The following is a 16,863-nucleotide window of genomic DNA, read 5'->3' on the forward strand; positions in this document are numbered from 1 at the left end:
TCAAAATGCTTAAGCACTAACTTAAGCATTTTCGATGCCGAACACTTCTGAGTTGTTATATATTTCTTTAACATTTTCTAAAAGAGTGCGTAATATTTTTGCATTCTCCTTTATATACCTAATAATGGTAGAAGAATATAAGGACTGGTAGAATGAAAAAATATTGTTTAAAGCAATTCACTTTGATTGAATTACTCGTCGTAATCGCAATTATTGGAATCTTAGCTTCCATGCTACTGCCCGTCTTAGGCAAAGCAAGGAAAACTTCTCAAGCAGCCTTATCTATCAATAATTTAAAACAAATCTCTATATCTGCAATGATTTATGCTGATGATAACAATAGCGTATTACCTTATGCCACAGGCAATGTACACCCAAAAGGTGGAGGTGGCGCCGACTGGCCCAGAACAATCTATGAGCACATCTTTGGAATGTTTTCATTAGACAACGACACCGCAAAAGAAGAAATGGACAATGACTCGAAATACAATGGCATGCTATATTGCCCGGTATTACTTGGTGAACGGGATGCTATCAATAACAGACATGGCGGTCGCTCCGCCTACAGCATGAATGTATATTTTGAAAAACCCAATAATGATTACAACCTAAATGCCCTTTCAGGAAAAATTGAACCTTATATCATGCCCGGAACACCATCAAACAGTCAAAGTGCGGCTCATGCAGACTCAAAACTCGACAACTCAAGATTCGAAGAAAACGACAATGGCTTCCCAGCTTATTCTTATAATGACAAAGCTCTAGCTTTATTCATTGGTGGCCACGTTGAAACAATGTCCGCTGGACATGGCGGGTCAATTGACGCAATAGTGGAAGAAGATAGCGATTTCCAATAAAATCATTGTCTACAATTTTATAATCTCCCTCCACTTATCCTCCTAGAACATAATTCGCTTTCCTAACATTTTTTTAACAAATTTTAAAAATGTGCGTAATATTGTGAATCCTCCAAATATATACCATAAAAGGTATATTAACAAGAGAAGGCAAAATGGCAAAACCTGACAAAAAACAATTCACTTTAATCGAAGTACTCGTCGTAGTCGCAATCATCGGTATCCTTGCTTCCCTACTGCTCCCAGTATTAGGCAAAGCAAGAAAAACTTCACAGACAACATTGTCTATTAACAATTTAAAGCAGATTCATCTAGCTACAATGATTTACGTAGATAACAATAATGACATAATTTTTAGAGCCGATGATAATTTTCATCCAAGAAATAACGGCAACGACACCTACTGGGCAAGAATGGCGTATGAAAGTTCATTTGGAATGTTTTCATTAGACAATGACACCGCAAAAGAAGAAATGGCCAACTCCACTTACAGTAAAATGATGTTTTGCCCCGTTTTACTTGCTGAACGAGATTCTATTGAGCATAATGGAAGTGGTCTTTCTACCTACAGTATTAATAGGTATTTTGGTAAAGATAGTAATAGCTTCACCTTAAACTCACTTTCAGGAAAAATTGAGCCTTTTATCATGCCAGGAACATCTCCAAATAAGGATGCTGAATCCAAAACAAAGCTAAAGAAAACCGAATATGATCCTACTAGCAGTAGCCATGCAGCTTATGCATATAAAGACAAATCACTTGCCCTATACATGGGAGGACACGTTGAATTTATGACTATTGGACAAGGTGCATCTATGAACGATCTAGTAAATGATCAAGATGATTTTCAATAACTAAGTACTGTTGGAATTCAAAAGGCCTATTCTTATAAACGATTGCCTAAGGTAAAAGTCAAAAAAAATTCTAAATTACAAAAAAGCGATTAAGATTTAGAGAATAACTTAATAAATAGAGACAATAGAATATTTAAAATACCACTTTTGCCTAAAAACATAAACAGTCCTTATTCCATGAAAGTTATATTATTTTTTTACGTACTTATCATTTCCATTATTTGTCACGCACAAAAGCCAAACGTCATTTTTATTGTTACAGATGATCAGCTTTATAAGACTCTCGCCTGCTATGGTGGCAATGCTCTTACTCCCAATATCGACAGCCTCGCGGACAATGGTATTCGATTTACTAATGCCAATACGGCAAGCACCGTTTGTTCACCGGCTCGATACGCTATTTTAACTGGCCGCCACCCGGCGCATTGCAATGATAAACACTTCCTCAAACGCATGCCTAAAAACAAAGCTATGCGTATAGAGAATTTTGTCTCTCTGGAAAACGATAAACTCAATATTGCCGGAGAACTGCAAAAACACGGTTATAAAACCGGCTTTGTCGGCAAGTCGCACATCTCAGAACATTTCAGTGCGGGCGGAACTAAACTTTGGGAAAAGCATGGCCTAAAAGTATATGGTCAAAAAGATGATCCTAAAGACCCTGAGGTTAACGCCAAAATGCGCCACAATCACGAGGTCTTATGCAAAATGATGATGAAGCACGGTTTTGATTATGTCGATGCTTATTACCTCGCCAATACTCGTGAGTTATGGAATGATGCCCTAAATGTCCACAATGTCGAATGGACGGCAAAGGCCGCGGCAGACTTTATTGATCAAAACAAAGACCAGCCCTTCTTCCTCTATTATTCCACAACAGCTCATCACGGCCCCGACCCGGATATCATTCAGGGTAAAAAGTTCCCTTATTCACTGGATGCTGACATACGCATGACCAGTGCAGGGTTTTTCCCTGAGGCTTTTGATAATATGGAAGGCAGACAAGAAACGAAAAAAAGAGTTCTAAAAGCCGGCTACCCGCTCAGAACTGCGGCCTATACTTGGCTAGATAATAGTATTGCTGTCATCCTCAATAAACTCCGTGAACATAAAATCGAGGAGAACACCATCATCGTTTACATGAGTGATCACGGCTTCGAAAAGTACCAAAAAGCAACAGTGTTTGAAGGGGGCTTAAAAATCCCCATGATCATTCAGTGGAAAAATAAAATCACCAAAAAAAGTATTAGCCCACAAATGATTCAAACTCTAGACTTGGCTCCCACCATTTTTGAAGCCTGTGGAATTACGCCCAGCAAGGAACTCAAACTTGAAGGAAAAAGCCTCATGCCAATTTTTAATGGCAATACAGAAGAAATCCACGACTTTATCTATGGTGAAATTGGCTATGCGCGAACCGTCAAAACACAGAAGTGGAAATACATTGCCGTTCGCTACCCCGAACAAGTTCATAAACAAATTGCTAAAGGCGGCCAATTCCAATCCTACCGTGGCGATATTTTAGATGTGCCCTATCTCGTGAAGAATAATCACCTCGGCTATTACTCTTCGGCTCAAAACAAAAATTACTTTCTCAAAGATCAACTTTATCGTATCGATAGAGATCCAGAAGAATCTAATAATCTTTTTCAAAAAAATCCCGAAGTTGCAGAAGAGATGAAAAAAAAGCTCTCCAAACAACTGAAAGAATTTGAGCGCCCTTTTGGTGAATTAAATTAATCTATCCAATAAAAGACCAATCCTTTTCCAAATTAGATTAAATAAACTGTTACCTGAATCAGTGAGCTGGCTTTAGAATAATCTCTTAGGGATTTTATTTTTCAGAACTTTGCAACTTTTTGCAGGAATACCCGTAGGTCTTTTGAAAAAAGTTGTAAGTCAATGAAGGTAAAAGACCAAGATGATTAACTTAATGTAGTTCACGAATTCAGGTTTAATTAAAAAAAGTATTTTTTTTTCATAAAATACCGTAATACATCCCCTATCCAGCATATTGTGCTTACATAGAGAAGTTTTAACTGTCGCTTTACGTTCTAGAGTTTTGATTTTTACTCAAACGCTAAGATCGTATAATACGACAATCATGAAGGATTTATTATGGATATTGATCAAACAGAAGAATTCATCGAATTGATGACATCCTTTCAGGGTAGACTATACGCTTTTATTTTAAGTCTTACTGGCGATCCAAACGGCGCCAATGACATACTTCAAGAAACCAATATAATTCTTTGGAAAAAATCTGGCGAATTCGAAATGGGCAGTAACTTCAAGGCCTGGTCTTTTCGGATTGCCAATTTCCAAGTTATGGCTCATCGTCAGAGAAAAATGCGTGATCGCCTCGTTTTTGATGACGATATGATTGAGGAAATCATCGCCGAGTCAACAGAAGCTGATGAACTCTATAACATCAAACAGGGGAAAATTGATAGCTGCATGAGCCAACTACCTGATCGTCAACGCGACCTCATAAAAATGCGTTATACCATTGGCAAAAGCGTTAACCAAATGGCCGAAGATCTTAAAAGCACAGCAAACTCCATTGCTCAAGCACTTTTTCGAGCTAGAAACAATTTAACTCAATGTGTGAAAACTTTGAAAGGTCAGCCGTATGAATAAGGAGGAATTGCAAAAGCTTATCAATCAGCTGCTCGAACAATCAATTTCAGATGAAGATTTCACCCTTCTTAAGAAAGAATTAAAGAGCTCGAAAGAATCACGCCTACACTACCTAGATCTGTGCCAATCTCACAGCATCCTCGCTGAAAAGTATAATGCTTTAATCTTTGAACGACCTCCCGCTAAAACTGTTCAAAGGAAAGTGCAGGAAGAAAGTCATGACTCTATGAATGAGGATGAATTGCAAAAGCTTATCAACCAACTTCTCGAGCAATCCATTTCTGATGAAGATTTCAATATACTCAAGAAAGAATTAAAGAATTCGAAGGCATCTCGACAGCACTACCTCGAGCTCTGCCAAACACATAGCGTCCTCTCTGAAAAGTATAATGCTTTGATATTTGAACGCCCTGCAGTTCATAATAAACGAAACGAAAAGCAAGAAGAGAATCATAAAGTCCGTATCATTTCTTTTGCCACTATGATCACTTCTTTAGCTGCCCTCTTTATTGCTGTCTTTATTATTGGCAACAAACAACAGTCCCTAAGTGTTCAGCCTGAACTTGTCAGTGAAACTCCTTTTAGAGGAGAAGTCATTGCCAAGGTTAACAAAGCCATTGCTACCGAATTTGAATATGGTGGCCTCGATGGCCAAACCATTAAACCCGGATCTTGGTTACCTACTGGCTCATATAATTTAAAAAGAGGTATATTAGAAATTTCCTACAACAATGGTGTGGCTGCTATAATTGAAGCCCCTACTCGTTTCACTGTTGAATCCGACATGCTTATTAATTGCCAATCTGGGCGACTTTCCGCGAATGTTCCTGAAAGTGGTAAAGGCTTCACTGTAGAAACTCCGTGCGCTTCAATCATTGATCTCGGAACTGAATTTTCTGTCATTGTAGAGGAAGATGAATATATTGAAGCTCATGTTTACAAAGGACAAGTACGTGTAGAATGGACTAATCAAGGCGATGTCTCAGACAAATTACTTGATGCTGGGAATGCCCTTCGAATTATTTATCAACAAAGTGATAACAGTAAATTTGTTGAAACCATTGCAGCTGGTATTGACCTCAAGCGAAATTTCTTTATTAGAAACCTCAATGAACCTGAATCTGAATACAGTAAAAATATCCTTGCACTTAACCCTGTTCTTTACTTCCCTATGGATGTAACCGAAGATGGCAACATTTTTAAAGACTGGTCAAATTATAAGAATGATGGCACGGCAAACATCCGTAAAAATCAATCAACCATTTTAGCTCGTGGCAAAAGTGGTAACGCACTAAGATTGGCCGGTGTTAACCATAAATCATTTATTCACGTCAGCAATTATCCAAAAGCTAGATTTAACGAAATTTCCGTTACCGCATGGGTCAATGCTCATAGCCGCCCACAGTGGGCCACCATTCTTAAAAATTGGGATGCATTTAATTACGGTCAATTTCACTTTGGTTTAAACCAATTAGGACATCTGGACGTGGAAATTCAGGACCTTGATGGAGAACGTCATCACATCACTGAAGACATACCCATACCGACAGGTTCATGGCATCATGTTGCTTTTGTCCACGATGGGACTCATGTCACCCTCTATCGAAACGGCAAAAAATTAACTAAAACACGTATCAACGGCTTGAGAGTCAACCCAAACATAAATGGGCTTGGTATTGGTACAAAATTATCTGAAGTGGATGGTCAGGCAGACAAAGGAAATCCGGGCCACTGGAACGGACGCTTAGATGAAATAGCCATTTTTAACCATGCGCTCACTATAGATCAGGTAAAATCACTCAATAGATCAGGAAGGTTACTTAGTAAAATCCAACAAGAACAGGATAGCCAACCATAATCATCTATACGACTAGGTAGTTAACGATTTTCTTTGTGTCTTAGAGATGGAAAGAGACCGTGCCAAAGGCACTGAGCATAACTCAATCGATGGTTTCAACCATAGAGTCTTAGTTTGTCCTCATCATTCCGTTCTGAAGGAACGGCGCATAGAGCAAAATTCATCGTTAACTGCTCAATCGTGATCATATAAGATGACAATATATTCGTCTTTAGACTTATTTATACGCCCACCTAACAACAAGCCCTATTAATGGCGGCACCCTCCTAACTTCATCTATTAGAAGTAGGAATCTTAATTTAACCCCTGATGTAAACATGCAATCCAATAAAATGCTTCACCACAGCTTGCGGTCGAGAGTGCGGTACTGAATGGCTTCGGCAATATGTTGGGCTTGAATCGCAGTGCTAGCTTCCAAATCGGCTATAGTTCGCGAGACTCGCAAAATGCGGTCGTAGGCTCGAGCTGAGAGGTCGAGACTGGAGATCGCTTGTTCAAGCAAGCTTCGGCTTCCTGAATCCAGTTCACAGATTTCTTGCAGTTCTTTGGCATTGAGGCTAGCATTGGTGCGGCTCTCACCAAAGCGTTGGTATTGCAACACCCTCGCCTTTTCAACGCGTTCGCGGATAGGTTCTGAGCTCTCGCCGTTGGCTTTATTCATCAGTTCTTGCTGACTCAAGGGGTTCACTTCCAAATGCAAATCAATGCGATCCAAGAGCGGTCCAGAGATCTTATTTCGGTACCTTTGTATCTGCGTGGAAGTGCACCGGCACTCGTGGCTATGACTTCCAAAAAAGCCACAGGGATAAATCTAAAGTCATTGCGGCTACCTTAAAGCCTTTATTTACAACAACTTAATCATATATATCTTTATCAACAATCTTTTATAACTTATTTTTTATTTAAATTTTTTCTTATCCAGGGTGTTAAGACATCTACGGGCAATGACTTCTATCGATTGACAATCATAAATAGAGGTCATAAATGAGCCAGAACACAAAAAAATTCTCACTAATAGAAGTAATGGTCGTCTTAGCTATTATCGCCATTCTTATAAGTTTCCTAATACCAAGTCTAGGAAGGGCACGAAGGCAAGCAAGACAAGTGCATTGTGCTAACAATCTCAAACAATTATTTTCTTATCAAATGGCTTTTGCTGATGATAATGACAGAAAAGTATATGCCCATAATTTGCGTTCTCGATGGATGATAGAGACACAATACCGACCTGAAAAAGCGAATGATACAGATTTTGTAGAAGTTAACTTTTATCCTAATGGGGAACAAATGATGGAACCCTATTTAGGCAAAGAGGATGGAAGTGACTCCTCTACATTTAAAGACATTTATCGATGCCCCGATACCCAATATGATCCAGATTCTTATACTGCAGGCGTTAGTGCTGGCCGCACTTACAATGGCTTCATGGATTATTTTTATACCAAGCCTTCAAAAGTAGATAAAGTGTCCATAAGAAATTATGGTGGTCCACTTATTTTTGAACATTCGACGAGAAAACCCTTTATGTCTGATTATATCACTTGGTTTTCTGCTTTAGGCACTTCTAAAATACACAATAATAATGATAAACTCAACTTATTAGTAACAGATGGTAGTGTGATTAAATATAGTCTCCCTACGGGTGTATGGGACGATAAACGAATGAATGCTACATGGGTTCCCTATTTTGAGTCTGCCTTGGGAGTAAGTGCTTACTAAATCATAAAATCACCTCGTACATAATACCGCACAAACTGATGAGTTCTCCCAAATTTGAACAGTAAAAAAAAATTTATTTGCTGTTAAGATCCATTAATCTTGTGTCTTCTATAGAAAAGATATAGAATTAACCAATGATAATGAGGTTAGATATGCCACTTAAGAGTTTTAATAAAAAGAAATTCACTTTAATAGAAGTCCTCGTCGTCGTAGCTATCATTGGTATATTAGCCTCCTTGCTATTACCCAGCCTCAGCAGTACTAGGCAGAAGTCACGTGAAGCAGTTTGCAAAAATAACCTCAAGCAATTGACGACCACTCAAATGTTGTTTGCAGATGATAATGAAGGAGCTATGTGGGCTACAAATTATGGTAATGAGTGGATGATCTCCAATCGTTACTATGATGGAACAAATAATTTATATTTTCACGAGTCGCAAGAGCAAGTCCTCGAACCTTATATCGGCAAAGAAATAAACAATCACACAGGTGGCATGGCTATATACAGATGCCCAGCAAGTGATTACGATACTAGCAGCTCTATATGGACAACTAATAAAGGGAGAAGCTACTCTGGTTTTATGGATAAAAATGGTGATAATACGCCCAAGCCAGGGAATGAACTCAATATAAGAAATTACGGCAATCCTCAGCTCATTTTTACTGGATCGAACAGAAGACCCTTGCTCTGGGACTTCGTAAACACTAGCGGTAGTAATATTAAAATTGGGAGTTCGAAAGTACATGGGAACACCGGTAAACTCAATTTAGCCGTAACTGACGGATCAGTAGTGACTCTAAATCTTCCTTACGCAATGTGGAGTGGACGTCGTATGAATAACAATTGGCACCCCTTTTTTGAAAGTGCTATTGGAGCTACTGCTGCTCCTTAAGGTCTTATTTCAAGATTATTTTCTTTTTGTAGGATTTTTAAGAGTTCGGGATCAGTCATTTTTTGACTAATAATAAGCTTTTCTGTAACACTATTAGTCAGCATCCTATTATCTTTTTTTAATGGCATTTCAGTAAGATCAAGGCTTTTTAGTTTCAAAGCATCTAAACTCGCCATATTAAAACGTTTTGATTTTTTAAGAATTAAATGTTCTGGTTTTAAGGTCGATATTAAAGACACTTGGCGATCGAATTGACTGATATACACACTGCAACGAACGAAGTCACCGGAGATGGTTAAGGTCTTCGTTTCGAAATCAAATTCAAATTGCTCTATTTCACTCGTACGATTTATTTCTTTAAAGACCATTTTAACTAACTCTAGATGTTCTAGGTCATTTGCTCTGACTTCACGATCGTACAGCATCATGCGGACCTGTTGTTGAAGGAAGTTTCCTCGTAGACTTTTTATGAGCTTTCTAATGACTGAAAGGGGGGCTGGCTCTTGCCCACTTTTGTAGTCCTCTATAGATTTTAGGGAACTAAAAAGGTTCATATTACTTTCTGCACCACGACCTTTTTTCAACTCGTTCAAGGCTAAATCAAACTCCTGCCTTACGAAGTGCACATCGCCCTTGAACTCGTAAAGTATAATGGCTGAATCATTTGATTGCTTAATACGTTCGAGAGAACGCATAATTTCGTCTAAAGTCTCTTTGGGAGAACTTAAAAAATTTCTATGGTAATACTCTTTGAGTTTCGCTAATACAATAGATGGATCGGTCGACAAGGTAAGGTCAGCTAAGTCTTTTTCTTCTTTATATTTTTGAAAATTCTCCTCGGCTTTTTTCTTTTCTTGTTCAGCAACTAAGCGAAGGCTATGCTCTTGCTGCCGTGCTTTTTCTAGTTTAACGATAAATGCATTGGTAAAAACAACGATCACTAAGACAGCTAGCCCCGCAATGCGACTCGCATTACGGTTCCTTTTATAAAACAAAGAAAACTCTTTTATAAAACCCGCATTTTCTGCGCTGGTCGCAAAGCCAAATAAATACTTCCTCACGTCTTCAGTGAGTTCTGCCACCGTTTGATAGCGCTCATATTTATCTAATGCCATGGCTTTCATCACAACTGCATTCAAACTCTGAGCGATCGATCTGTCGGGGCTACGTTCAATAGGAGGCACGAGCATACCCTCTTTTGTTTTACGCAAAATTTCAATTACATCTGCAGCATCAATGGGTGCTTTTAAGGTGAGAATACTATAGAGTACTGCGCCGAGAGCATAAATATCTGATCGGTAGCCCCTTTTAGATTTGTCTTCTAAAAGCTCTGGAGCAATGAAACCAGGTGTACCGCGTACTTTTCCAACAAGGGTTTCTCCCCTGAGAAAATCCATACTCAAAAGCTCTAGGGTATCATTTGTTTTATCACCTAATTGACGAGCTAAACCCCAATCACAAAGCAAAACCTCACCATGATCGCCCACCTGAACATTCTCTGGCTTTATATCCAAATGCAAGACACTTTGCGAATGACTATAGGAAACGGCATCACAAATTTTAATAAAAATATTTAGCAGTGATTCTCTCGTGTAAGTTTTTGAGTACGCTTCATCTCCTTGCTGTAGCTTATTGAGAATTTCATGGAGTGAATCACCCAATTTGAGATCCATGGTAAAATAAGGAGAACCATCGCCTTGGTAATCAATGTCATGCACTTTAATAATATTGGGATGGTGTAAAGCCGCAGTAAGGCGTGCCTCCGCTAAAAAGGGACCATAGGATTCCGAGCCCAAACTCTCTTTAATAGTTGCCATCGCCACATAGCGGCTTGTCTTTTGATCATAAGCACGAGAAATGATTTTCATCCCCCCAGAGGCAATCTCTTTGACTTCGGTATAGCGTTTCGAAATATCAGAAAGCTCTTTGTAGAGTTGAGTACTCTGAACATCGCGCTCATCTTCTTCCATATCGTAAAAATCAGTTGCCCGATAATCCAGGTTTTTCGGAATCGCGATAAACTGATCCGATTTTTTGTTCATTGGTGATTTTCCAAAAACATTCTTAGTTGACGGATTTCACTTTGGAAACGGGCTTTAACTCGTGATCGCAAAACGTAGACTGAGTTCTCTGACATATCGAGTTCTTCGGCAATGGCAGCAGCATTCTTGCCTTCTAAGGTTAAATAAAAAACCTTGAGCGCATTACCATCAAAATAAGACTTTACTTTTTCTACTGCCAAAGAAGTAACATAGGCCTTCCACTCATCTTCAATCATCTTATCGACTTCACTCTCTTCTGAGAGATTGAGGTGATTATCTGGCAGTTCATCCGTCTGAGTTTTCTTAGTCTTTCTAAAAAATCGATAAACCTCATGTCGAATAACGACGCTGAGCCAGCCTCGAAAATTCGAGTTTTCTCGAGTCGAATCAAACTTGCTGATATCTCTCCAAAGCTTAACTAATAGATCTTGCTTGAGGTCGTCAACATGGCTATCATTCACTCCCATTTTAACAAAAACCATGCTGATGAAATTCTTGTAGTAATAAACAAATTCTTCAAATGCTTCATGATCGTCGGGATTTGATGCTCGTAAGAGCAAAGATTCTCTCGTGTTCCAATTATCCATTAGTTTCCTATTATTTATGTCACCATAAGGGACAAGTTTATTCATGCTTTAATGATCTATTAAATCATCACTAATTTCAAGACTATACTAAGCAGAATGAGTGAATTTTAAACAGATAGCTTAATTATTTTCTACTTTCCTGTTAAGATCTTGATTTAAACTGACTTCTATTATAAAATATAATGAAATCAGAGGCCCTTAATGAAAAAATCTTACATAAAGAAACTGCACTTTAGCCTCATAGAATTATTGGTAGTCATTGCGATTATTGGCATCCTCGCTTCCTTTCTCATGCCTATGCTTTCTAAATCAAGAGGCGAAGCAAGAAAAGCGGTTTGTGTCAGTCAGCAAAAACAAATCAGCATAGCTAACTTCATGTATCTAGATGATAATGATAACCAATTCTTGCCAAGGACCATGGGATATAACGGCAATAACTATTATCGTGGGGGAGGTCACCGTGGGGGGGTTCTTTCAAAAGTTTCTGGCAAATCCTATAAATCGATTTATGATTACAATTATGTCCAAAACATGGACCTATGGTTCTGCCCGTCTCAAAAAAGAGAGGGCTGGCATACAAGTTTATGGTGGGAGTCCAGTTTTCCCATGAATCGCTATCTTAGGGATGGTGAGACGCTCACTGGCTTGGCAAAGCCCTCCGAAGTCATTTTTACCATGGATGCCCACAGCCGTGCTGACATCTATTTCAACACCAATCTTATCGCCCCCCGACATGTGGGCGACAAAGCTAATGGGCTATTTGCCGACGGGCATGTCAAAGCAATGAATTATACGTATATATTCAGCAATCCTCAAATGATCGGCTTTGACCAAAATACCAGTGGTCATCCCTGGAATAATGCTAATAATTGGGGTATTGACAAGTTCCGATTCGACGGCCTTACACAATAGAACTATTAATCCGGCAATAATATAGAATGAAATAAGGCCGATAGCTTTTAGCATACACCGAAAACTGCATGACTGAGAATATCTAAATTATCAGGGCTCACATGTGAGTCCGACAGAGTGTAGCATACTCCGTCAGGGGGATGAAAAAGATCATATAAAAATGCGAGGACCCACAATTGGGTCCGGTATATGCCGGACTCACAGTCGTGAGGTCTTGCCAGACAGGCGGGCAAAAACATTCTCCAGGACATGAAACATTTTCCAGGACGTGTGGCTCACGCCACAATCTCATTTATGCCGGGCTAAAGCCCTCCTTGCTGACTCCCGTTTAGCTGCGAAGCACCGACAGAGAGTAGCATGCTCCGTCAGGGGTATGTGAAACCATGTTCTAATACGAAAAAGGGCTCACTTGTGAGTCCGACAGAGGGTAGCATACTCCGTTAGGGCTATGAATAAGATCATATAAAATCGCGAGGTCCCACACTTGGGTTCGGTATATGCCGGACTCACAGTCGTGAGGTCTTGCCAGACAGGCGGGTGAAAACATTATCCAGGACGTGTGGCTCACGCCACATTATGCCGGGCTAAAGCCCTAAATAATTGCCCAACTTAAATTTTGAATAGGACTCAAGTCTTCAAAAACGCCAACTCATCTTTTGTTGCGACGCTGTTTTATACGCCTTCGTTTTTACTTCGCCATTGAGACGCAAAGCAAATTCATGGCCCTTGAGAGAAGTGATACTCAATTCTTTAATTTTATCCTGCTCCCAAGTGATATCTACCTCAAAACCACCGCGAGCTTTTAAGCCTTTCACACTGCCGGACAACCAGGATTTTGGGAGTGCCGGAAGAACATCAATCACATAACGTCCCTCTGAATCGCGCTCCTGAGATTGCAGCAACATCTCAGTCACACCCGCGGTCGCACCAAAATTACCATCGATCTGAAAGGGGGGATGAACATCAAAAAGATTGGGATAAAGCTTTTCTTTTACTAAATTATTTAACAGTATCATGGCTTTCTCGCCATTGCGCATTCGCGTCCAAAAATTTAATTTCCAGCCTAGAGACCAACCCGTTGCCCCATCGCCACGATGTGCGAGAGTCACTAATGCGGCGTCCGCAAGCTTAGGCGTTTTTAGTGGAGAAATCTGTGTCCCTGGATGTAAGCCCCAGAGGTGATTAATATGACGGTGTTTATTATTTGGGTCATCGCGATCTTCAAGCCATTCTTGAAGTTGGCCATGCTGACCAATTTTATAGGCCAATAAATTATCTTTACGGTTTTTCCATTTCGCTGTACGCTCATTATTAATGCCAAGAATCTCAGCACACTCCAAAGCACATTGCAAGACCTCTCGTGTGGTGGCAATATCAGTAATGGCTCCCTTGGAAATCAAACCATGTTCCGATGACCAGGATGGCATCGATGTGTAGGCTCCATCTGGAAGCTGTGTCAGATAGCCCGCTGCAAAATCTGCGGCCTCTGCTAAAACAGGCCAAATCTCATTTTTAAGTTGACTCTTATCCTGACGGTAGGCAAAGTGTTCATAGAGGTGATGCGATAGCCAGAGCGAACAAGTTGTCAGAGCTTTCCAAGTAAGCTTTCCCTTACCTCGCCCCACACGCGGTGCGGTGTGACCCCAAATATTAGTCGCATGATAAGACATCCAACCCTCAGAGTTGAAGTATTCTTTAGCCGTAATACGACCTGGTTCAACTAAGGACTCTATAAATTTCAATAAGGGTTCTTCACATTCGATCAGGTTGGTTGGGCCCGCAAGCCAGTAATTCATCTGCAGGTTGATATTGATGTGATAATCTGCCGCCCAAGGGGGAGTCAGTGAATTATTCCAAACACCCTGCAAATTGGCAGGCAATGTCCCTGGCCGAGAACTCGCAATCAGCAAATAACGTCCGTACTGATAAATGGTCTCGATTAAATCTGGGTCCGGATTTGCATTGCTCGCCAAACTATCACCATAGTTTTTCAAGCGAGCTTCCATGGGCATATTTCTCAATTCAAGGCTTGAATCTCCGATGTCGATAGTGAGACGATCAAAAAGATCTTTATAATCTTCCAAATGCCTTTCTAAGAGCTCCGCATAAGATTTTTCGCTTGCTTGATTAAGGGTTTTTAAGACCTCTTGATCGGGAGCTTCTCCAATGCGATTGGGAGCCTTATAATCAAATGCGGTATCCGCCGAAAGATAAAACTCTACGACTCGAGCGCCTTCCACAGAGAGTGTCCCCTTACTTGCGCTGAACTTGCCGCCCTCATGCTTCACACGAATGCGTGCATTGACCGGCATGTGGTTCTGCGCAGCCTTTCCGGAAATAACTATATCATTGCCATTGATACGGGGCACCCAGTCTTTGTTGGGTGTTTCGAATCCGAGCTTTATATTTTGTGAGCCCCCTGCGGATACTTCGAATCTAAGCACCAAGCACTGATCCGGGTGTGAGACAAAAGCCGTACGAGTGTATTTATGCTTACCCATTGTGAATTCAACGACGGAAAGGGCATTATTGATATCGAGCTTACGTTGGTAATCGCTCACCGACTCAAACTTGATTCCCGTATCAAAGACTAAGTCACCAAAAGTCTGAAATGTTCCAAAATTACCATCGGCACTTGGACTCGAACCAATTAAATCCTTCGCTAATTTGTGTGCGGCATCATACTCATCTTTCATGAGCATTCCGCGAAGTTGCTCCATACCCTTATAACTGCCCGCAAGGTTTTGAGTCCCATCGACTTTTCCTGACCAAAGACTATCAATCGTGAAATTGATTTTTTCCTGCTCCACGCCTCCATAAACCATGGCACCAATTTTGCCATTGCCAATTGGCAAGCAGTACTTCTGCCAAACGGGGTCTTTGGAATGATAAGGTTTTTCTTTTGCCTGCATCATGGCAGGTTTATCGTGTTTGATATCGTATGTGGTATCCGCAAAAGAGCTTTGCAGTGATGCGCACAAGAAAGCGCCTATTAAGAACTTCTTAGTTTTGATCATTAAATTTATTCCTTAAGTTAAAATCATTAGCTATGTACTTCTTTAGTGAACTCAAATCTTAACATCAGTTAAGGATTAAATCAGCTTTATTATAGAAATATTAAAAGCTCCTGGGAACGCTGAGCTCCAGCTCGGCAAATACCTAAATCAGTCATCATCTCTGGGAAGGCTGAGCTCCTGCTCGGCACGTTTTTTTTTAAAATCAATCATCTATTATCAACAATAAAGACCAAGCAGGAGCTTGGCGTTCCCATCTAAATCTGCAGTGAGCTTTGCGAACGATCTGCAAGCGAAGCGATCTGACCACTTAAAACTGTGAATATACTGCAGATATAAGTCACATGGGGGCAATGCGTTCCGCTCCCACATCAGTGGTATTGATAACGTGATGATTAAAACTCTTGTAGATCAATTGATTCTTCAGCTCAGTATATTCGGGCTTATCCCACAAGTCATCAAATTCCCAAGGGTCTTTCTCTAAGTCATAGAGTTCACCTAGATTTTTATCGTGATACATGGAAAGTTTGAAGTTGCCTTCACGGTACATAGTAGCAAATGTACCTGAGCCTCCAGTAAAATGCGGATCCAGGGCATCGAAATATTCACAACGCACGGCCTCACGGATTTTTTGGCCATTGTTATTCCCCTTAAGCACGGGCATCAGCGACTGCCCCTGAAAGTGTTCTGGCATATCGACGCCTGCCACTTCTAAAAGAGTTGCGGACATATCGAAAAGTTCCACTAATCCCTCGGCCACAAGATCAGTTTTAAAGTCTTTTGGATAAGATATAATCAAGGGTACTTTCACTAAACCCTCGTAAAAACGACAACCCTTCCACATAAGCCCGTGATCGCCTAAGGCTTCTCCGTGATCCGAGGTAAAGACAATGAGAGTATTATCTCGCTGACCCATATCGTCCAAATGCTGCAGCAGTCGTGCAAACTGATCATCGATTTGTGCGATCATCGCATAATAATAGGCCTGTGCCTGATGCGCGTCGTGCCCCTCTGGCGTTTTTATTTCCCCCTGAAAATCACAAACAGAAAGCTTTTCCTGCTGAGCTAAATCGCTATCACGAAAATAGGGGCCGGGCATCTCCTCTGCCTTAAATTCTTTTGCGTATTCCGCAGGTGGAATGAAGGGGGGGTGGGGGTCATAAATATTGATATTTAGCATCCAGGGCTGATCTTTATCACGTTTTTGATCTATAAATTCAATCGCCATATCTGTTGACCATTTCGTTTGGTGTAAGTGAGGTCTAACTCGCTCAGGGGAATTGCGCATTTCGTTCAGATCACCGCCCTGCTCTTTCACCCAATCGGCGTAATCATGTCCACTATCCCAGTCATCTCTCGGTGCGTGGGAGAATTTCCAAAAGGAAAAGCCATCATCTAATCTTGGTTCCGTTCTGTAACCTGAACTGAGCAGATGAAATTTCCCAATCATCCCACAATCATAACCGCTATCTGCAATCATCTTTGAA

At 40.5% G+C, this 16,863-nt stretch carries 13 protein-coding genes; 8 read left to right on the plus strand and 5 right to left on the minus strand.

The window, feature by feature from the left end; genetic code table 11:
- Positions 1-152: 152 nt before the first annotated feature.
- From LNTAR_RS26795 to LNTAR_RS21070, 5 genes are all read left to right on the plus strand, one after another.
- Positions 153-857: a type II secretion system protein gene (locus LNTAR_RS26795; RefSeq protein WP_007280787.1), complete on the plus strand. Its 705-nt coding sequence runs from the start codon at positions 153-155 to the stop codon at positions 855-857.
- Positions 858-1,012: 155 nt separating this feature from the next.
- Positions 1,013-1,711 carry a type II secretion system protein gene (locus tag LNTAR_RS21055; RefSeq protein ID WP_007280788.1) on the plus strand — a complete coding sequence of 233 codons (699 nt, stop codon included), beginning with the start codon at positions 1,013-1,015 and terminating at the stop codon, positions 1,709-1,711.
- A 177-nt stretch (positions 1,712-1,888) separates the two neighbouring features.
- Complete coding sequence (locus LNTAR_RS21060) at positions 1,889-3,451, plus strand: sulfatase family protein (RefSeq protein WP_007280789.1); 1,563 nt, start codon at positions 1,889-1,891, stop codon at positions 3,449-3,451.
- Positions 3,452-3,829: 378 nt separating this feature from the next.
- Complete coding sequence (locus LNTAR_RS21065) at positions 3,830-4,351, plus strand: sigma-70 family RNA polymerase sigma factor (protein WP_007280790.1); 522 nt, start codon at positions 3,830-3,832, stop codon at positions 4,349-4,351.
- Positions 4,344-6,209: a LamG-like jellyroll fold domain-containing protein gene (locus LNTAR_RS21070; RefSeq protein WP_007280791.1), complete on the plus strand. Its 1,866-nt coding sequence runs from the start codon at positions 4,344-4,346 to the stop codon at positions 6,207-6,209. The genes LNTAR_RS21065 and LNTAR_RS21070 overlap by 8 nt, the downstream gene beginning before the upstream one ends.
- A 337-nt stretch (positions 6,210-6,546) precedes the next feature.
- Here LNTAR_RS21070 and LNTAR_RS21075 read toward each other — a convergent pair whose 3' ends face one another.
- A complete protein-coding gene (locus LNTAR_RS21075) occupies positions 6,547-7,020 on the minus strand; it encodes a magnesium chelatase subunit ChlI family protein (protein ID WP_274377969.1) in 474 nt (157 codons plus the stop codon).
- Between the two features lie 173 nt (positions 7,021-7,193).
- Between LNTAR_RS21075 and LNTAR_RS21080 the strand changes: the two genes are divergently transcribed.
- Together LNTAR_RS21080 and LNTAR_RS26205 are read left to right on the plus strand one after the other, a co-directional pair.
- Positions 7,194-7,928: a type II secretion system protein gene (locus LNTAR_RS21080; RefSeq protein ID WP_083800109.1), complete on the plus strand. Its 735-nt coding sequence runs from the start codon at positions 7,194-7,196 to the stop codon at positions 7,926-7,928.
- 134 nt (positions 7,929-8,062) lie between these two features.
- The gene (locus tag LNTAR_RS26205) at positions 8,063-8,821 is read left to right on the plus strand and encodes a type II secretion system protein (protein ID WP_238527788.1); all 759 of its coding nucleotides are present in this window, start codon (positions 8,063-8,065) and stop codon (positions 8,819-8,821) included.
- Here LNTAR_RS26205 and LNTAR_RS21090 read toward each other — a convergent pair.
- A complete protein-coding gene (locus LNTAR_RS21090) occupies positions 8,818-10,863 on the minus strand; it encodes a serine/threonine-protein kinase (protein WP_007280795.1) in 2,046 nt (681 codons plus the stop codon). The two genes, LNTAR_RS26205 and LNTAR_RS21090, sit on opposite strands and share 4 nt — an antisense overlap.
- Complete coding sequence (locus LNTAR_RS21095) at positions 10,860-11,450, minus strand: RNA polymerase sigma factor (RefSeq protein WP_007280796.1); 591 nt, start codon at positions 11,448-11,450, stop codon at positions 10,860-10,862. The genes LNTAR_RS21090 and LNTAR_RS21095 overlap by 4 nt, the downstream gene beginning before the upstream one ends.
- Positions 11,451-11,651: 201 nt before the next feature.
- On the opposite strand from LNTAR_RS21095, the gene LNTAR_RS26210 reads away from it, so the two are divergent.
- A complete protein-coding gene (locus LNTAR_RS26210) occupies positions 11,652-12,362 on the plus strand; it encodes a type II secretion system protein (protein ID WP_007280797.1) in 711 nt (236 codons plus the stop codon).
- Between the two features lie 635 nt (positions 12,363-12,997).
- Here LNTAR_RS26210 and LNTAR_RS21105 read toward each other — a convergent pair.
- A complete protein-coding gene (locus LNTAR_RS21105) occupies positions 12,998-15,379 on the minus strand; it encodes a glycoside hydrolase family 95 protein (RefSeq protein WP_007280798.1) in 2,382 nt (793 codons plus the stop codon).
- Positions 15,380-15,716: 337 nt separating this feature from the next.
- On the minus strand, positions 15,717-16,863 hold a 1,147-nt coding region (locus tag LNTAR_RS21110), incomplete at its 5' end, for a sulfatase family protein (RefSeq protein WP_007280800.1).

The organism is Lentisphaera araneosa HTCC2155 (genome assembly GCF_000170755.1).
Classification (GTDB): Bacteria; Verrucomicrobiota; Lentisphaeria; order Lentisphaerales; family Lentisphaeraceae; genus Lentisphaera; species Lentisphaera araneosa.